This is a genomic window from Cohnella mopanensis, from assembly GCF_022352055.1.
Taxonomy (GTDB): Bacteria; Bacillota; Bacilli; order Paenibacillales; family Paenibacillaceae; genus Cohnella; species Cohnella mopanensis.
In genome coordinates this window covers 24,063-39,868 of the sequence record NZ_JAKRWM010000006.1, presented here as the reverse complement: position 1 = coordinate 39,868, position 15,806 = coordinate 24,063, and the positions used below count along the sequence as shown (strand labels likewise).

The following is a 15,806-nucleotide window of genomic DNA, read 5'->3' as shown; positions in this document are numbered from 1 at the left end:
TGCATGAATGGACAGAGTTGGAAGGGCTTAATGATCGATAATCTTAAGTTGGGCTTCTCTAAGTTTATTGATGTACTCGGGATCGGCTTGACTATCGGTAATCAAGTAGTCGACGTCGCCAATCGGGGCGATTTGAACTAAATCCTTAACGCCCAATTTGCTGCTGTCGACGAGAAAATAGACGGAGTCCGCGATTTCGATCATTCGCTGCTTGACGGAGGCATGCGCTTCGTTTGAATCGCTAAATCCTCTGTCGATGTGAAGTCCAGTGCAAGACAAAAATGCTTTGTTGACGTGGTATTCTTTCAAAATCCGTTCCGTAAGGGCACCGTGGAAGGAATAGGATTTACGAAGCAAGTTACCGCCAACGGCGATGAGATTAATATGCTCGCGGTTGCTTAGTTCAAACGCTACCTTCATGGAATTGGTAAGTACGGTTAATGGCATATCGGGAATGATCTTGGCCAAATAGGATACGGAAGTACTTCCATCTATCGCGATCGTGTCATGAGGTTGAATATGCTTCAACGCGATTTCTGCGATAGCCATCTTGTGCTCTACGTTCGTGTGTTCCCTTTCCAAATGCGGGGTAAGCGATAGGGGTTCCGATAACGAAATAGCACCTCCATGCGTCCGTTGCAATTTGCCTGCCTGGCTCAATAGATCGAGGTCTTTACGGATGGTCTCATCCGTTACGCCGAGTAGGGGGCTTAACTCTGCCACACGTACGCTGCCTTGTTGTTTTAGTAGGGATAATATTTTGTTTTTTCGGTCATGAACGGACATGTTGCTCACCTCGGTTTAGAATGTTTCTTTAATAAAACGGTGAAAATAGCCGAATTTATTTGGTTTATTTTAATAATGTCCAAAGTATACAACTGTAACATAGTCGATTTACTCAAGAAAATCAAGAAGTAGGGACGTATTTCGTCATGATAGAGATGTTTTTCTCAATAAAACGGCAATTATTCTTTGTTTTTATTGATTAAACAAAGAAAAAACAAAATAAATACTAGACAAAAACCAATAAAAGACCAATAATAAAGGGGTGATATTACCAAGTTAATTGAGGTGGTTTACCGAATGGGTGAGGAGACACGAGAAAGCGGAAATGCGCAGCGAGATCCCAAATTGTATTTGGCCGTTGATAATTGTTTTGCCTCGAAGCGATGGACAAAACCTGCGGAATGGATGACCTTATTGCAATCCATGGGCATTTCTCATGTAGAAGCAAGCGCAGACAATGAATGCGATCCTCTGTACATGAGCAAGGAATACTTGGACAACTGGGTCAGAGAAGTTAATTCCCATACTGAAAAGACCGGGGTAAGAGTCGCGAATATGTACTCGGGGCATGGAACATATACGACGCTGGGGTTGGCGCATCACGATATTTCGATTCGTGACCGGATTCAACACGAGTGGATCAAACCAATGGCGAACATCGCTGCAAGCGTGGGTGCGGGACTAGGATTTTATTGTCATGCATTTGCGGATGCCACGCTGCAGGTTCCAAGTGTTTACAAAGAAAGAGAAGAGGATTTGTATTCTAGATTAGCTGAAATATCCGTACTTTGCCGAGAGCTAGGAATTCGTGCGCCGAGCGTTGAGCAAATGTACACCCCTCATCAAATTCCGTGGACAATCGAAGGCTCTAAGAAATTATTAAAAGAAGTATTCGGCAAGTCCGCGTCTCCGTTCTATTTGACGCTTGATACAGGCCATCAGAGCGGTCAGCATAAATTTCGCAGACCGGAAATGGAAGAAATTCAACTAGAGGCAGAACGCAATAGACAGGACGGCACATCGCGACCGTTTTGGGTGGGCCCGTATGCAGCTTATGATTTGTTCGTGGAGATGTGCAAGTCACCGATTCATGAACAAACTGCTTATATGAATCGCATCAATGAACTGATGGATGGCTATCCGTATCTATTCGCTGAAGCCTATGACAGCGATACATACCGGTGGTTAGAAGAGTTAGGGGCATACTCGCCTATTGTGCACTTGCAGCAGACTACGGGGACTTCATCCGCGCATCAACCTTTCACGGAAGCCTGCAACAAGGATGGACTTATTTTCGGCGAACCGCTATTAAGGGCACTGAAGAGAGCCTATCAAAAGCCTGAAGATGTAGGGATGCCGCCTAGATGTGAGGATATCTATTTAACGCTTGAAATCTTCTCTGGAACGAGTGAATCCAACAGTGATGTATTGCGGAAAATGGAAGAATCGATCACGTACTGGAGGAAGTATATCCCACGAGATGGCTTGAAGTTAAGCGAAGCAATAGATCTGTTAGGAGAGAGATGAGGGTAGTTTGATGAGTAGGCTATCGACTGTACTCGCTTTTGACCTTGGCGCGGGTAGCGGGAGAGCCTTCATTGGTGAAATGATTAGCGATGAAGGCAAAACTCCAAAGCTCGAGATGCAAGAGATACATCGATTCCCCAATCCGGCTATTCATGTGGGAGATCATTTGCATTGGGACATTTTGCGTCTACTGCATGAGGTGAAGACCGGAATTCGTAAAGCTTATCAAGCGGGTTACCGGCCGGAGACGATTGGGATCGATACGTGGGGCGTTGACTTCGGGTTATTGGACATGAACGGCGAGCTGCTCGGAAATCCATATCACTACAGAGATCGACAAACTGACGGTATGATCGAAGAAATTAATGAGCGTATCGGTGCTGACGAGCTGTATCAACAAACCGGGCTGCAGAATATGCCGTTTAATACGATCTATCAACTCTATGCGATGAATCAAGCCAAGTCAGTGCCTTTAAGTGTTGCAAAGTATTTTCTGATGATCTCCGACCTGCTCGCTTATCTACTGACAGGTCGTATAACGAACGAATACACCATTGCGACGACTACGCAATTAATACACGCAACTCAACGCGATTGGAATACGAGTCTTATGGACTCGCTATCGATCCCCTCCCGGATATTTTCCGATCCGATCCAGCCCGGCGAGATCATTGGTCCGCTCACGGCGAATGTCTGCACGGAATTAGGCGTCGCTCCAGTCGATGTGATTGCCGCAGCTCATGACACGACCTCGGCTGTAGTCGCCATACCGGCAGGAGACGAGCCCTTCGCTTATCTGGTATGCGGTACTTGGAACATGCTGGGAACAGAGCTTATGGAGCCATTAATCAATGCGGAGACCGCGAGGCTGGCATTTTCCAATGAAGGAGGTGCTTATGGGACCTTTAAGCTGCTGAAATCAATCATGGGATTATGGATTATTCAGGAATGCAAGCGCGAATGGGAAGAAGCCGGAAACGCTATCAGTTATTCCGAGCTCGCGCTTCAAGCCCGAGAGGCTCCTGCATTTTCATGCTTGATCAATCCGGATGATCTACGGTTCTACTCTCCGCACGGCATGGTGGAAAGAATTCAAGCGTTCTGCCGGGAAACCGGACAATATGTTCCGGTGAGCGAAGGCGAAGTGATACGTTGCGTGATAGAAAGCTTGGCGCTGCGATACCGATATACGCTTGAGGAATTGGAACAAGTAACAGGTAATAGATTCGGCGGCTTGCATATGGTCGGAGGCGGTAGTCAGAATGAATTGCTATGCCAATCGACTGCAAGCGCCATTGGACGTCCAGTATGGGTTGGACCCGTCGAGGCAAGCGCGATTGGAAATGCGCTCACCCAGCTTATTACATCGGGTCATTGTCTGAATCTCGCTGATGCTCGCAGGCTCGTGAAGGATTCTTTTCCGGTAATCGTGTATGAGCCTCAAATAGATTTGCCTTGGGAAGAAGCGTACGAACGATTTATACAACTATTGGAGAGGTGTAAAGTATGACTACAAAAGCACGATTGAAACGAATGTTCAGCGAGGAAGGGAAATGCTTCGATGTAGCGATTGATCATGGTTTTTTTAACGAACACTCGTTCTTGGCTTCTATCGAGGATATGAAGCAAGCCGTCGAGACGGTCGTTCAAGCGAATCCGGATTGTATCCAACTAAGTTTAGGACAGGCAAAGCACCTGCAAGATATCCCTGGGAAACATAAGCCGGGACTCGTCCTCCGTACGGATGCCGCGAATATTTACGGTGCACGGTTACCGCGGTTTCTGTTCAGCGAAATTATCGACAATGCAATCGAACATGCCGTACGCCTAGACGCCGTTGCCGTATGCGTAAACCTGTTGTTATTACCCGACCAGCCAGAGTTGCACCATCAATGCGTAAAAAATGTAATGAAGTTAAAAAGCGATGCCGAGCGGTACGGAATGGTCCTAATGGTTGAACCGCTAGTCATGCTGCCGAATGAAGTCAAGGGCGGATATATGGTAGATGGGGATATTAACAAAATAATGCCGCTTGTTCGTCAAGCAGTCGAACTTGGCGCAGATATCATTAAAGCCGACCCATGCGACAATATCGAAGAATATCATCGCGTGATTGAAGTGGCTTCGGGAGTGCCGGTTCTCGTACGCGGGGGCGGGCGTGCCTCGGACGAAGAAATTGTTAACCGCACTGTTCGACTGATGGGACAAGGGGCATCAGGCATTGTCTATGGAAGGAACGTGATCCAGCATCCGGCTCCGGCACGCATGACTAAAGCTCTTATGCAAGTCGTTCATAAAGGTGTATCAGCAGAGATGGCATTATCCATTTTGAATAGAGGAGGAGTGTAATATGGCTGTCGATAAGTTGGAAAAAAAGATTATCCGCTTCGGAGTCATCGGATGCGGGTTGATGGGCAAGGAATTCGCTAGCGCCGCAGCGCGTTGGTGCCACCTTGCCGACGTGAACTTCAAACCTGAGATCATAGCGGTTTGCGACGCCAATCCAGTTGCTTCGGCATGGTTCGTTCAAGCGGTACCAAGTGTTAAATACGTATATGTAGACTATAAGGATATGCTCGAGAATGCTGATGTTGATGCGATTTATTGTGCAGTCCCGCATAATTTGCACCGACAAATCTACGAAGATATTATTCGTGCCGGCAAGCATTTGCTAGGAGAAAAGCCGTTCGGAATCGATGAGGAAGCGAATGCGAGCATTCTGCAAACGATTAAGGATCATCCGCAGGTCGTTGTTCGTAGCTCATCCGAGTTTCCATTCTTCCCAGGCGCGATGCAAATAACGAAATGGGTTAAGGAAGGACGATTCGGTCGCATTATAGAGGTGGAAGCCGGCTTCTGGCATTCCAGCGACCTTGATCCGAGTAAGCCGATTAACTGGAAGCGACGGATTGAGACTAACGGCAAGTATGGCTGTATGGGGGATCTTGGTCTTCATGTCTTGCATTTACCGCTAAGATTCGGTTGGCAACCGCGCACTGTTAGGGCGTTACTCAATAAAATCGTAGAAGAGCGTCCCGATGGACGAGGCGGAATGGCACCTTGCGAAACATGGGATAACGCGATTCTTGCTTGCGATGTGCAAACGGAGACGCAGCATTTCCCAATGATACTGTCTACGAAACGAATTGCCCCCGGACATGCCAACACGTGGTTCATTCGAATTCAAGGCACCGAATTTTCCGCTGAGTTTACGACCAAAAATCCGAAACAGGTCGCATCGCTACCCTATGTGCCTGGAGGTGCTCAAGCTTGGCACGTTACGGATGTTCCTTATAAATCTGCATATGACACGATAACGGGAGGAATCTTCGAGTTCGGTTTCTCGGATTCCATTCTACAGATGTGGGCGGCGTTCTGCGATGAACTCGCGAATGGTAGAGAGGGAATGCTGCAACCGTTTCAATGCGCGACTCCGGAAGAGGCGGCGGGAAGTCATGCCTTGTTTACTGCAGCACTGAAATCGAATCGTTTGGAAAGTACGATTCAGTTAGGTTAGACCCGATTATCACCAGACAGCTGCGACAAGTTGACGGTGAATCATGAAAATCTTGATGGCCAGATCGTTTGGTCTATCAAGGTTTTTTTGTCGACTGTCATTAACGTTCCTTTCTCCTCAAGTTTATATTAGAATGTTATCCATGTCTTAAGGTCAAATCAAAACGGATAGGGTGAACCTATTAAGATGAAACTTACAATCATGACATTTAACCTGAGGGTGAATACGCCGATCGACGGCGATAACGCTTGGCCTTATCGTATCCGTCATGCTACCGATCTCGTGCGGAAAGCCGAGCCGCTCATTATCGGGACGCAGGAAGGCCGGTACGACATGCTGCGCGATCTGGATCAGGAATTGTCCGACTATAGCCGGTTGGGCGAAGGACGGAGCGGCTATGAGAGCGGCGATCCGCGAATGGACGAGTGTTGCGCTATATTCTATAAGCACGATCGAATTAAAGTGATTAAGCAAGGCCAGTTCTCGTTATCCGAAACGCCGGAAATCCCCGGCAGCGTAAGCTGGGACAGCAGCTATCCGCGTTTCTGCACTTGGGCGTGCTTGGAGCGGATCGATGAACCTGGACGGCGCTTTTACGTCTACAATACTCACTTCGATCATGAAGGCCAGCTTGCCCGCGAGGAGAGTGCCAAGCTGCTTCTTGATCGAATCGCACGCTGCCAAGAGGAAGAGGGACTCCCTGTTCTATTGACGGGAGACTTCAACTCCTTCCCGGAAAATCCGGCGATCGTGACGCTACGGCAAAACCTTATAGATGCTTATCTGGCGCATCCGGAGCCCATCGGCCGAACCTTTCATGATTTCGAAGGGGGAGTCGAAGGCGAGCCGATCGACTATCTGTTCTTTACCAGGGACGTTGCCCTCTTGGAAACGACCGTTTATCGGGATGAATACGAAGGGAAGTACCCTTCCGACCATTATCCGATATCGGCTCAAGTGCTGCTTCCCTAAGCAGACATGAGATTGCGCGACCTATAATAAGGTGAAAGCCCGTACCCCATTAGGGGGCTATCCCAAGGGCCAGCTGATCGAGACGGAAGTTGACGACGCTTTCAATTCAAGACTATAATTAAGCCAAGTTAATAGCGTGAGGGAGAAACGGAGATCCACATCAATTGCTTGTCCGAATAGGAGGAGCATTTGTGATGTGGTTTTTTTTCGTAACTCGTTCAGCAAAGTGGAGGTTCGCATGCCATGAACAATCAAACCGTATGGCCGGCCGTCAAAACGGCCAAAGAGCTAGAGGCTGCATTGGCCAGCCCTCATCAATACGTCGTTCTGTTGGGTGGACATCTTGGTCAGTTAAGGATCTTGGTAGAGCTGGCGGAGCGGCATGGCAAGAAAGTGTTGTTGCACGCGGATCTCATAGACGGTTTGAAAAATGACGAATACGCAGCGGAGTATCTTTGTCAGCATGTACGACCTGCGGGATTGATTTCTACCCGGGCAAGCGTCATACAGAAAACGAAACAAAATAAACTCATCGCGATTCAGCGGCTATTCCTTATCGATACGGGAGCGCTTGAGAAAAGCTATGCGCTATTCGAGAAGACGAAGCCGGACTACATTGAAGTGTTGCCCGGCGTTATCCCCAGCATGATTCAGGAAGTTAGGGATAGGACGGGAATACCGGTTATCGCGGGAGGCCTCATCCGTTCGGAAGAGGATGTCCGTATCGCCTTGGAAGCGGGAGCGACGGCAATCACGACGTCAAGGCGGGATTTGTGGTAAGCATAACGATCGATAAGATGGCTGAGGAGGCCGAACGGGACTAGGGGGAGATGTGGCTATGAAACGTTACATGCTTGCATTGGATCAAGGGACGACTAGCACGCGGGCTTTATTGGTTAACGAAGAAGGCTGTATCGATGCCATGGAGCAACAGGAAATCGGCCTGCAATATCCGCACCCCGGGTGGGTGGAAGGGGATGCGGAAGAAATCTGGGCATCGGCGGTACATGTGATTCGGAGCGTCCTGGCGCAAGCCAATATCGGAGTGGAGAGCATCGCCGGGATCGGCATTACGAATCAGCGGGAGACGGCGGTCGTCTGGGATCGGGCGACGGGGATACCCGTATATCCCGCGATCATCTGGCAATCCCGCCAGACGACGGGGATTTGCGAGAGGCTGAAACAAGAAGGCTACGAGCAGCTTATCCAGCAGAAGACGGGTTTAAAGGTCGACGCCTATTTCTCCGGCACGAAAATCGCTTGGATTCTGGATACGGTTGATGGAGCGCGTGAGAAGGCTGAACGCGGAGAATTGCTATTCGGAACGATCGATAGCTGGCTCATCTGGAAGCTGACGGGCGGACGCGTTCATGTGACGGACGTATCCAACGCCTCGCGTACGCTCCTGTTCAATATCTATGAGAGAGTTTGGGACGAAGAACTTCTGAAGATCCTTAACATCCCGAGATCGATGCTGCCGGAAGTACGTTCCTCTTCGGAAATATACGGAAATACCGATGCTGGATTGTTCGGATGCGCGGTACCGATCGCAGGTGCAGCCGGCGATCAGCAGGCGGCATTGTTCGGGCAAGGCTGTTATGACCCGGGCAACGTGAAGAACACGTACGGAACAGGGTGTTTCATGCTCATGAATACGGGGACTGAAGCCATCCGTTCATCTTCCGGCTTGCTTACGACGATTGCTTGGGAAGTAGACGGCGTGGTCGAATATGCACTTGAAGGAAGCGTATTCGTTGCGGGCGCTGCGATCCAGTGGCTGAGAGACGGCATGGGCTTCATTGAGAACGCGGCGGACAGCCAGCGTCTCGCGGAAGCGGCCGTTTCTTCGGAAGGGGTATACGTCGTTCCCGCATTCGTCGGGCTAGGTACTCCTTACTGGAATAGCGAAGTGCGCGGGGCGGTTTTCGGATTGACGAGGGGAACTTCCAAGGAGCATTTCGTAAGGGCGACATTGGAGGCGTTAGCTTATCAAGCCAAAGACGTATTGAAGGCGATGGAGCGGGATTCGGGCATCACCTTGTCGAAGTTGGCCGTAGACGGCGGCGCGGTCAGGAACGATTTCCTCATGCAATTCCAAAGCGATATGCTGGGCGTTCCCGTCGTCCGTCCTGTCGTGAACGAATCTACGGCTTTAGGCGCTGCTTACTTAGCTGGGCTGGCCGTCGGATACTGGGACGACCGCGAGCAGATCCGTTGCCTTAAGCAAGTGGAGCGCGAATTCGAGCCGCATATGGAGCCATCGGAAAGACAGCGGCTATATGCCGGTTGGGGACGCGCGGTAAAAGCGGCCATTGCGTTCGCGGAGTAACGGTGCTATGATTGGCGTAAGTTAATATCGGTTGGAGTTCATGGAGAAACCACGATAATGGTTTCCGAGATGCATGTCAGATGCTCTCGGAGATGGTTAGCGTGGTTTTTTCTATTTTGGTCTACAGAAGGGGAGAGATTGTCATGACCGTAAACAATGCGAAAAGCCTGTCGTCTTCGAAACGACATGAAATATTAGAAGATATGCGCGATCGTCAAGTGGATTTGCTCGTGATCGGAGGGGGGATTACGGGCGCCGGCATCGCTCTTGACGCGGCAAGCCGGGGGCTTCGCGTAGCGCTAGTCGAAATGCAGGATTTCGCGGCGGGAACGTCTAGCCGTTCGACGAAGCTCGTACATGGCGGGTTGCGCTATTTGAAGCAGTTCGAGATCGGCGTCGTCGCGGAAGTAGGCAAGGAACGGGCGATCGTATACGAGAACGGGCCGCATGTCACGACGCCGGAATGGATGCTGCTTCCGCTGTACACAGGTGGTACCTTCGGTAAATTTTCAACGTCGATCGGCCTTCGCGTGTATGATTTTCTAGCGGGCGTTAAGAGAGGCGAACGCCGTTCCATGTTAAGCGCTAAAGAGACGCACAAGAGAGAGCCTTTGCTGAAAAAAGAAGGGTTAAAGGGCGGCGGATATTACGTGGAATACCGTACCGACGATGCGCGATTGACTATCGAGGTTATGAAAAAAGCTAGGGAATACGGGGCTCTCGCCGTTAACTATGCGCGCGTAGATTCCTTGACGTATGACACCGCAGGGCAATTGACCGGGGCAAAGGTTCGCGATGTGATCGACGGCAAGGAGTACGAAGTGCTCGCAACCAAAGTGGTGAACGCAACGGGCCCTTGGGTGGATGAGCTTCGGGAGTTGGATGGCTCCAAGTCCGGTAAGACGCTCCGTTTAACCAAAGGCGTTCATCTCGTATTCGACCAATCCCGGTTTCCGCTGCAGCAAGCCGTATATTTCGATACGCCGGATGGACGGATGGTGTTCGCGATTCCGCGTGCGGGCAAAGCGTATTTCGGGACGACGGACACGAATTATCAAGGCGAGATCGATCGCCCAAGAGTAACGAAGGAAGATCGGGCCTATTTGCTTAAAGCGGCGAACTTCATGTTTCCTGATCTTAAGCTAGAGGATTCGGACATTGAATCCAGTTGGGCAGGGCTCCGGCCGCTCATTCATCAAGAGGGGAAGGACCCGTCGGAAATTTCGCGTCGGGACGAAATTTTTCATGCGCCTTCCGGCTTGATCTCGATTGCTGGCGGCAAACTAACAGGATATCGGAAAATGGCCGAGTCAATCGTGGATGACGTAGTGAAACGGTTAGCGGATGAAGGGGCGAAATCCGGCGTGGGCGCTTGCCGCACCAAGGAAATGCCGATCTCCGGCGGCGATGTCGGCGGCTCGGACAATTATAGCCGATTCGTAATGGGTAAAAAACAAGTAGGGATTTTGAAGGGTTTCCCGGCCGAGGATGCCGAAGCGATGGCGAAATTTTACGGCTCCAACGTAGATTCTTTATTCGCGCTAATGGATGGCGAGAAGGAGCAGCAATGGGCGGAGCGGCATGGTTTGCCTTTAGCGATCGCGGCGGAGTTGCGGTATGCGATGGACGAGGAAATGGCGGTTAAGCCGCAGGACTTCTTAGTCCGGCGAAGCGGCTGGATGTTCTTTAATATGGCCTCTGTCCGTAAGTGGGGAGACCCTGTCATTGCGGCCATGGCGGAACGGGGAGGCTGGTCCGAAGATCAACGACAAGAATATGCGGATGAGATCGACCGCTTGATCGCGGATGCCGTTGAAGCCTAAGCCGATCGCGGGATTAGCCTTCGGCTTCAACGTTCACGACAGGTACCCGAAGCCGATCCTTGAATTGCTTGGGCGAGCAGTCATTATAGCGACGAAACATATCGTAGAAGTGGCCGATGTTGGAGATACCTACCGACTCGGCCACTTCTGCTATGCTCAGGTCGTCGTTGGTAAGTAACTGCTGTTCGGCTTTCTTGATTCGCTTGTAGACGACGAAGTCGGTGAACGACATGCCTACCGCCTTCTTAAATGTCTTAATGAAGTGGGTATAGCTCATGTTCACCAATCCGCTTATCTCGGACACGGATAGCTTCTCGCTTAAGTTCTGTTCCACGTAATCGACAGCTGGCTGAAGCCTGCCAAGCAGGCGGTTATCGTTATAGTTGAGTTTCATTTGGGTATCATATCGGAGAAGCAGCAGCAAAATATTTTTAATTCGTGCGGATACGGCGAGTTCATAGCCGATTTGCGCATCGTTCATTTCCTTGTAGATTTCGCGGATCAGGTCTGCTGTCTGGGCTCTGACGTCCGGATTGTCGCGATATACATAATTGAGCGAACTGAGCGGTCGAATGACTTCCGAGAAGTGTTGCATACTATTGATCGTGCTCAGATCCCAATATTTGCGCAGATCGATCTGGAATACGATATAGCTCAATTCGTCATCGTTGGTATGCATGGTCATGTGCGGCTCGGATGATCCGAACAAAGCGATATCGCCGCTGCGCAGCACGAGTTGCTCTTCCCTGCAGAAAGTCGTAAGCTCCCCTTCGTGGATGAGGAGAAGCTCCACCTCTTCATGGTAATGCCACTGACTATCGGTGTACCTCTTTTGCTTCCAATCCTGCTCTTTCCATACGCGAATGGCCTCTGGCGTAAGGTCTTTGGAGTCGATCTGCCAGATTCGCATCGCGAGAAATGGATTCTGATAGACGACTTGCTCATAACGCATCTCCGGATACATGGCAGGGCTCCTTGGGGTACATAGTTTGCGACAGGATCGCGTAACGTTATTTTAACACAATCGTTCTATTCCATGAAGGGTATGACAGAATACCGTAATAAATTAATCGAAAACGTAATCGATTGAATCTTCCTGCTCGCATAAAATGGAGATAGAACTAGTTCTTCGAATCAACCTAAATCAAGGGAGAATCCATCTATGAAACCATCCATCAATGTTACGGTCTGGAACGAACATCGTCATGAGAAAACGAATGAGAAAGTGGCCTCCGTATATCCCCAAGGGATGCATACGGCAATTGCCGAAGGACTGGAAGTAACAGGAAATATTCAAGTGGCCACTTTAGACGATCCGGAGCATGGCTTGTCCGAAGCCGTATTGAACGAAACGGACGTCCTCATCTGGTGGGGACATATGGCACATGATGAAGTTCAGGATGAGATCGTCGCAAGAGTACATCAACGCGTACTGCAAGGCATGGGACTAATCGTGCTGCATTCGGGTCATTTTTCGAAAATATTCAAGAAACTCATGGGCACGTCCTGCGATCTGAAATGGCGGGAAGCAGATGAGAAGGAACGCATTTGGGTCGTTAATCCGGGACATCCGATTGCGGATGGTATCGGCGAATATATTGAGCTTCCTCAGGAAGAAATGTACGGAGAACACTTCGACATTCCGCAACCGGACGAGCTGGTTATGGTGAGCTGGTTCGAAGGCGGAGAAGTATTCCGCAGCGGCTGCTGCTATACGCGCGGCATGGGCAAGATTTTCTATTTCCGTCCTGGACATGAGACATACCCGACTTACTACAATCCGCAAGTGCGCAAAGTTATCTCTAACGCCGTGAAATGGGCTGCGCCGGTTGACCGCGAGTATCCGCGTTACGGCAATGCTCAACCTCTAGAAACGATTAAGGAGAAAAACTAATGACGCTTAAAGTAGGAGTTATCGGGACAGGCGGGATTTTCAAATGGGCGCATCTACCAGGGTGGTTATCGTCCAAGGAAGTGGAAATCGTCGCGTTCTGCGACGCCTTCCGCGCTTCCGCCGAGGCTGCGGCTAAAGATTTCCCGGATGCGAAAGTGTATGAAGATTATCGGGAACTGATCGCGGATCCTTCGATCGATATTGTTGGAATTAGCACTCCGAATCTGTATCACTCGGAGATTGCCATCGCTGCCTTGCAGAAAGGCAAGCATGTATTCTGCGAGAAGCCGGACGCCGTTAATCCGGTCGAAGCGCAGAAGATGGCGGATGTGGCGCGCGATTCGGGTAAATTGCTCATGACGATGAGAAACAATAGATTCAGCGAGGAAGCCAAATTCGCGAAGAAAATCATCGGACAAGGCCAATTGGGCGATCTGTACATGGGACGTTGCGGTTGGATTCGTCGTCGGGGCATTCCGGGACGAGGCGGTTGGTTTACGACGAAGGAATTGTCCGGCGGCGGGCCGTTGATCGACCTTGGCGTGCACATGATCGATATGGCGATGTGGTTGAGCGGCAATCCGAAGCCGGTAACGGTATCGGGCTCGACTTATCGCAAGTTCGCTGACCGTCCGGAAGCAGATGGCAAAATTCCTACGGGAACGTTCGACGTCGAGGATCTGGCGGCCGGTTTTATCCGCTTCGATAACGGCGCATCACTGCAAATCGAATTCAGCTGGGCATCCAACATCGAGGAAGAGAAGAAGTTTCTCGAGTGGAGAGGCACTGAAGGCGGGTTCAGTCTTATCAATGACAAGCTTCGTCTGTTTACGGAGAACGAGGGCGTGCTGATCGATCAGCAGCCGATCTTCCCGGAAGCGGCGATTCCGCAGCATACCGCGAACATTCAACATTTCATCGGATGCGTGCTCGGGCGCGAGACTCCGATCATCACGCCGGACCACGGCGTAGACATGATCAAGATCCTATCCGCGATCTACGAATCCGCCGAGCGCGGGCGCGAGATCACGCTGTAAGAATTGTAGGAATTAATCGAGAAGCACACCAGCAGTGGCAACGATTGTTGCCGCTGTGGTGTGCTTTTTTTGTTTAGTCGCGTATTTGAGTAGTACGGCGAAACCTGACTGCACGCTCCTGAGGTGGCCAATGTGGCTCTGCAGTCCGGTAAAACCTGACTGCATGTACTAGAAGTTGCTCAAATGGTGCTGTAGTCCGGCAAAACCTGACTGCACACTCCCGAGGTGGCCAATATGGCTCTGTAGTCCGGTAAAACCTAAAAACCCAACTAATTCCCACCCTCCTAGCCGCTGTGCTGCATACGAACATCGAGTATAATGTAGGTTGATAAATAGAGAGAGTCGACGAACGATTTAACAACATTCGGAGCAGGTGACAGATATGGAAATGAAGTTTTGTTCTTCGTGCGGATCGGAAATGGAAACTCGCGATGTGGACGGTACGTTAAGACGGGCTTGCACGAAATGCAGCTTCGTTCACTGGGGAAACTATAGTATCGGCGTAGGGGCTCTTGTCGTCCATGAGGACAAGATGCTGCTCGTACGCAGAGCGCAAGAACCGGGCAAAGGGTACTGGACGAACCCAGGAGGTTATATCGAGCAGATGGAACCGATCGAGGAGACGATCGTCCGAGAGGTTATGGAGGAATGCAAAGTTACAGCGAAAGTTAGCGGCATCGTTGCCTTGCGGGATCAGCCGAGGAGCATCCATAACTTGTACGTCGCCTTCTCGATGGACTACGTGGGCGGAGAACCGACGCCGGATGGTATCGAGGTAGATGCGGCTGGTTTCTATAGCTTAGATGAGATGGAGTCCATGAACGTTGCGCCCTTCACGAAGTGGCTCGTGGACGTTGCGCTTCGCGGCAACCTGAGTGCCGGGCTTGCCGTCGACCGGAATCCAATCGTGCCTCTGAACGGCTACGGACTGTTCAGGGTGTAGCTTTAGTTCATTTGGCCAAAATCGCGGAACGCCGATCGCTCCCTACGTACTAGGTGACGATCGGCGTTCTTATGTTAGAATAATACTTGTGAAGCGATTTCATTCTTGAATTGACTAATCGCGACGTCCGTGTCTACGGTGTAGCCGCATTCCAGCCCGACGAAGCCCGAGAAGCCGGTGTTTTTGATAGCTCGCAGGATATTGACGTAATTGAGCTCGCCCGTGCCAGGCTGATTGCGTCCGGGGTTGTCCGCTATGTGATAGTGGTTGATCCGGTCTTGATATCCGATCGCGTTACGGATCACGTTGCCTTCGGTAATCTGTTGATGATAGACGTCGAAGACGAGCTTGACGTTCGGGCTATCGACTTGATCGATGACGTTGACGGATTCGTCCGATCGTTGCAGGAAGTGTCCTTGATGGTCAACGAGCCCGTTCAGCGGTTCGATCTCCAGCACGATGCCGGATTCTTCGAACAGCGGAGCGCAGCGTTTCAAGGTCTCTACCATTGTGCGGCGCTGCGTATCCCGCGGAACGCCTTCTAGCACGTTGCCTGTCTGCGAGATTACGGAACGTATATTCAGAATTTTGCAAGCTTCAATCGTTTGGCGAATGCCTTCCAAGTATGCGTCTCTCTGGGATTCGTCGACGAGACTGATGAACTTCGTGCAAGTGGCGTTAATGCCGACGCCTATCCGTTCTTGCTCTTGGGCCGTTCTCTTCAGATCGCGGAGTTCCCACCAAGCATAGTACTCGAGACCATGGAAACCGTGTTCTTTGACCTTTTCTAGGTGATAGACTTCGTCTTTGCCCGGATAAGCTCCGATACATAAGGAAAATTTCAAGTTTATTCATGCTCCCTTCGGCAGTAGATGACACCAGTAGTAATCGACGATGGATAATCGATGGCTTAGTAAGGCGCATGAACTCATTATACCCCTATGGTTTACCGATAGGGAAATAACATCCAAGGGAGAG

The 15,806-nt window shown here is 50.4% G+C and carries 14 protein-coding genes; 11 read left to right on the top strand and 3 right to left on the bottom strand.

All coding sequences use genetic code 11. The features are described from left to right. Positions 1 to 27: 27 nt before the first annotated feature. Positions 28 to 786, bottom strand: a complete 759-nt coding sequence (locus L3D05_RS10805; RefSeq protein ID WP_239616068.1) for a DeoR/GlpR family DNA-binding transcription regulator — start codon at positions 784 to 786, stop codon at positions 28 to 30. A 297-nt stretch (positions 787 to 1,083) separates the two neighbouring features. Here L3D05_RS10805 and L3D05_RS10800 point away from each other — a divergent pair, with 297 nt between their 5' ends. The 8 genes from L3D05_RS10800 (at position 1,084) to L3D05_RS10765 (ending at position 10,954) form a co-directional block, all read left to right on the top strand. Further along, positions 1,084 to 2,313 carry an apurinic/apyrimidinic endonuclease family protein gene (locus tag L3D05_RS10800; protein WP_239616067.1) on the top strand — a complete coding sequence of 410 codons (1,230 nt, stop codon included), beginning with the start codon at positions 1,084 to 1,086 and terminating at the stop codon, positions 2,311 to 2,313. Positions 2,314 to 2,323: 10 nt separating this feature from the next. Beyond that, the gene (locus tag L3D05_RS10795) at positions 2,324 to 3,823 is read left to right on the top strand and encodes a rhamnulokinase (RefSeq protein ID WP_239616066.1); all 1,500 of its coding nucleotides are present in this window, start codon (positions 2,324 to 2,326) and stop codon (positions 3,821 to 3,823) included. Beyond that, positions 3,820 to 4,662 carry a class I fructose-bisphosphate aldolase gene (locus tag L3D05_RS10790; RefSeq protein WP_239616065.1) on the top strand — a complete coding sequence of 281 codons (843 nt, stop codon included), beginning with the start codon at positions 3,820 to 3,822 and terminating at the stop codon, positions 4,660 to 4,662. The genes L3D05_RS10795 and L3D05_RS10790 overlap by 4 nt, the downstream gene beginning before the upstream one ends. A 1-nt stretch (position 4,663) precedes the next feature. After that, positions 4,664 to 5,830: a Gfo/Idh/MocA family protein gene (locus L3D05_RS10785; RefSeq protein ID WP_239616064.1), complete on the top strand. Its 1,167-nt coding sequence runs from the start codon at positions 4,664 to 4,666 to the stop codon at positions 5,828 to 5,830. A gap of 186 nt (positions 5,831 to 6,016) precedes the next feature. Further along, positions 6,017 to 6,802, top strand: coding sequence for an endonuclease/exonuclease/phosphatase family protein (locus L3D05_RS10780; protein WP_239616063.1), 786 nt, complete (start codon positions 6,017 to 6,019; stop codon positions 6,800 to 6,802). A 243-nt stretch (positions 6,803 to 7,045) separates the two neighbouring features. After that, the gene (locus L3D05_RS10775) at positions 7,046 to 7,582 is read left to right on the top strand and encodes a glycerol-3-phosphate responsive antiterminator (RefSeq protein WP_239616062.1); all 537 of its coding nucleotides are present in this window, start codon (positions 7,046 to 7,048) and stop codon (positions 7,580 to 7,582) included. Between the two features lie 58 nt (positions 7,583 to 7,640). Then, a complete protein-coding gene (glpK, locus tag L3D05_RS10770) occupies positions 7,641 to 9,131 on the top strand; it encodes a glycerol kinase GlpK (RefSeq protein ID WP_239616061.1) in 1,491 nt (496 codons plus the stop codon). 143 nt (positions 9,132 to 9,274) lie between these two features. Continuing rightward, positions 9,275 to 10,954 (top strand): glycerol-3-phosphate dehydrogenase/oxidase, encoded by a 1,680-nt coding sequence (locus tag L3D05_RS10765; RefSeq protein WP_239616060.1) that lies wholly within the window; start codon positions 9,275 to 9,277, stop codon positions 10,952 to 10,954. A 13-nt stretch (positions 10,955 to 10,967) separates the two neighbouring features. Here L3D05_RS10765 and L3D05_RS10760 read toward each other — a convergent pair whose 3' ends face one another. Then, complete coding sequence (locus L3D05_RS10760) at positions 10,968 to 11,918, bottom strand: helix-turn-helix domain-containing protein (RefSeq protein WP_239616059.1); 951 nt, start codon at positions 11,916 to 11,918, stop codon at positions 10,968 to 10,970. Positions 11,919 to 12,116: 198 nt separating this feature from the next. Between L3D05_RS10760 and L3D05_RS10755 the strand changes: the two genes are divergently transcribed. From L3D05_RS10755 to L3D05_RS10745, 3 genes are all read left to right on the top strand, one after another. Next, positions 12,117 to 12,848, top strand: a complete 732-nt coding sequence (locus L3D05_RS10755; RefSeq protein WP_239616058.1) for a ThuA domain-containing protein — start codon at positions 12,117 to 12,119, stop codon at positions 12,846 to 12,848. Beyond that, complete coding sequence (locus L3D05_RS10750) at positions 12,848 to 13,885, top strand: Gfo/Idh/MocA family protein (protein WP_239616057.1); 1,038 nt, start codon at positions 12,848 to 12,850, stop codon at positions 13,883 to 13,885. Before L3D05_RS10755 ends, L3D05_RS10750 begins: the two co-directional genes overlap by 1 nt. A gap of 382 nt (positions 13,886 to 14,267) precedes the next feature. Next, positions 14,268 to 14,828, top strand: a complete 561-nt coding sequence (locus tag L3D05_RS10745; RefSeq protein ID WP_239616056.1) for an NUDIX hydrolase — start codon at positions 14,268 to 14,270, stop codon at positions 14,826 to 14,828. 74 nt (positions 14,829 to 14,902) lie between these two features. Here the strand turns inward: L3D05_RS10745 and L3D05_RS10740 are convergent, their stop codons facing one another. Beyond that, a complete protein-coding gene (locus L3D05_RS10740; RefSeq protein WP_239616055.1) occupies positions 14,903 to 15,673 on the bottom strand; it encodes a TIM barrel protein in 771 nt (256 codons plus the stop codon). Positions 15,674 to 15,806: the final 133 nt, after the last annotated feature.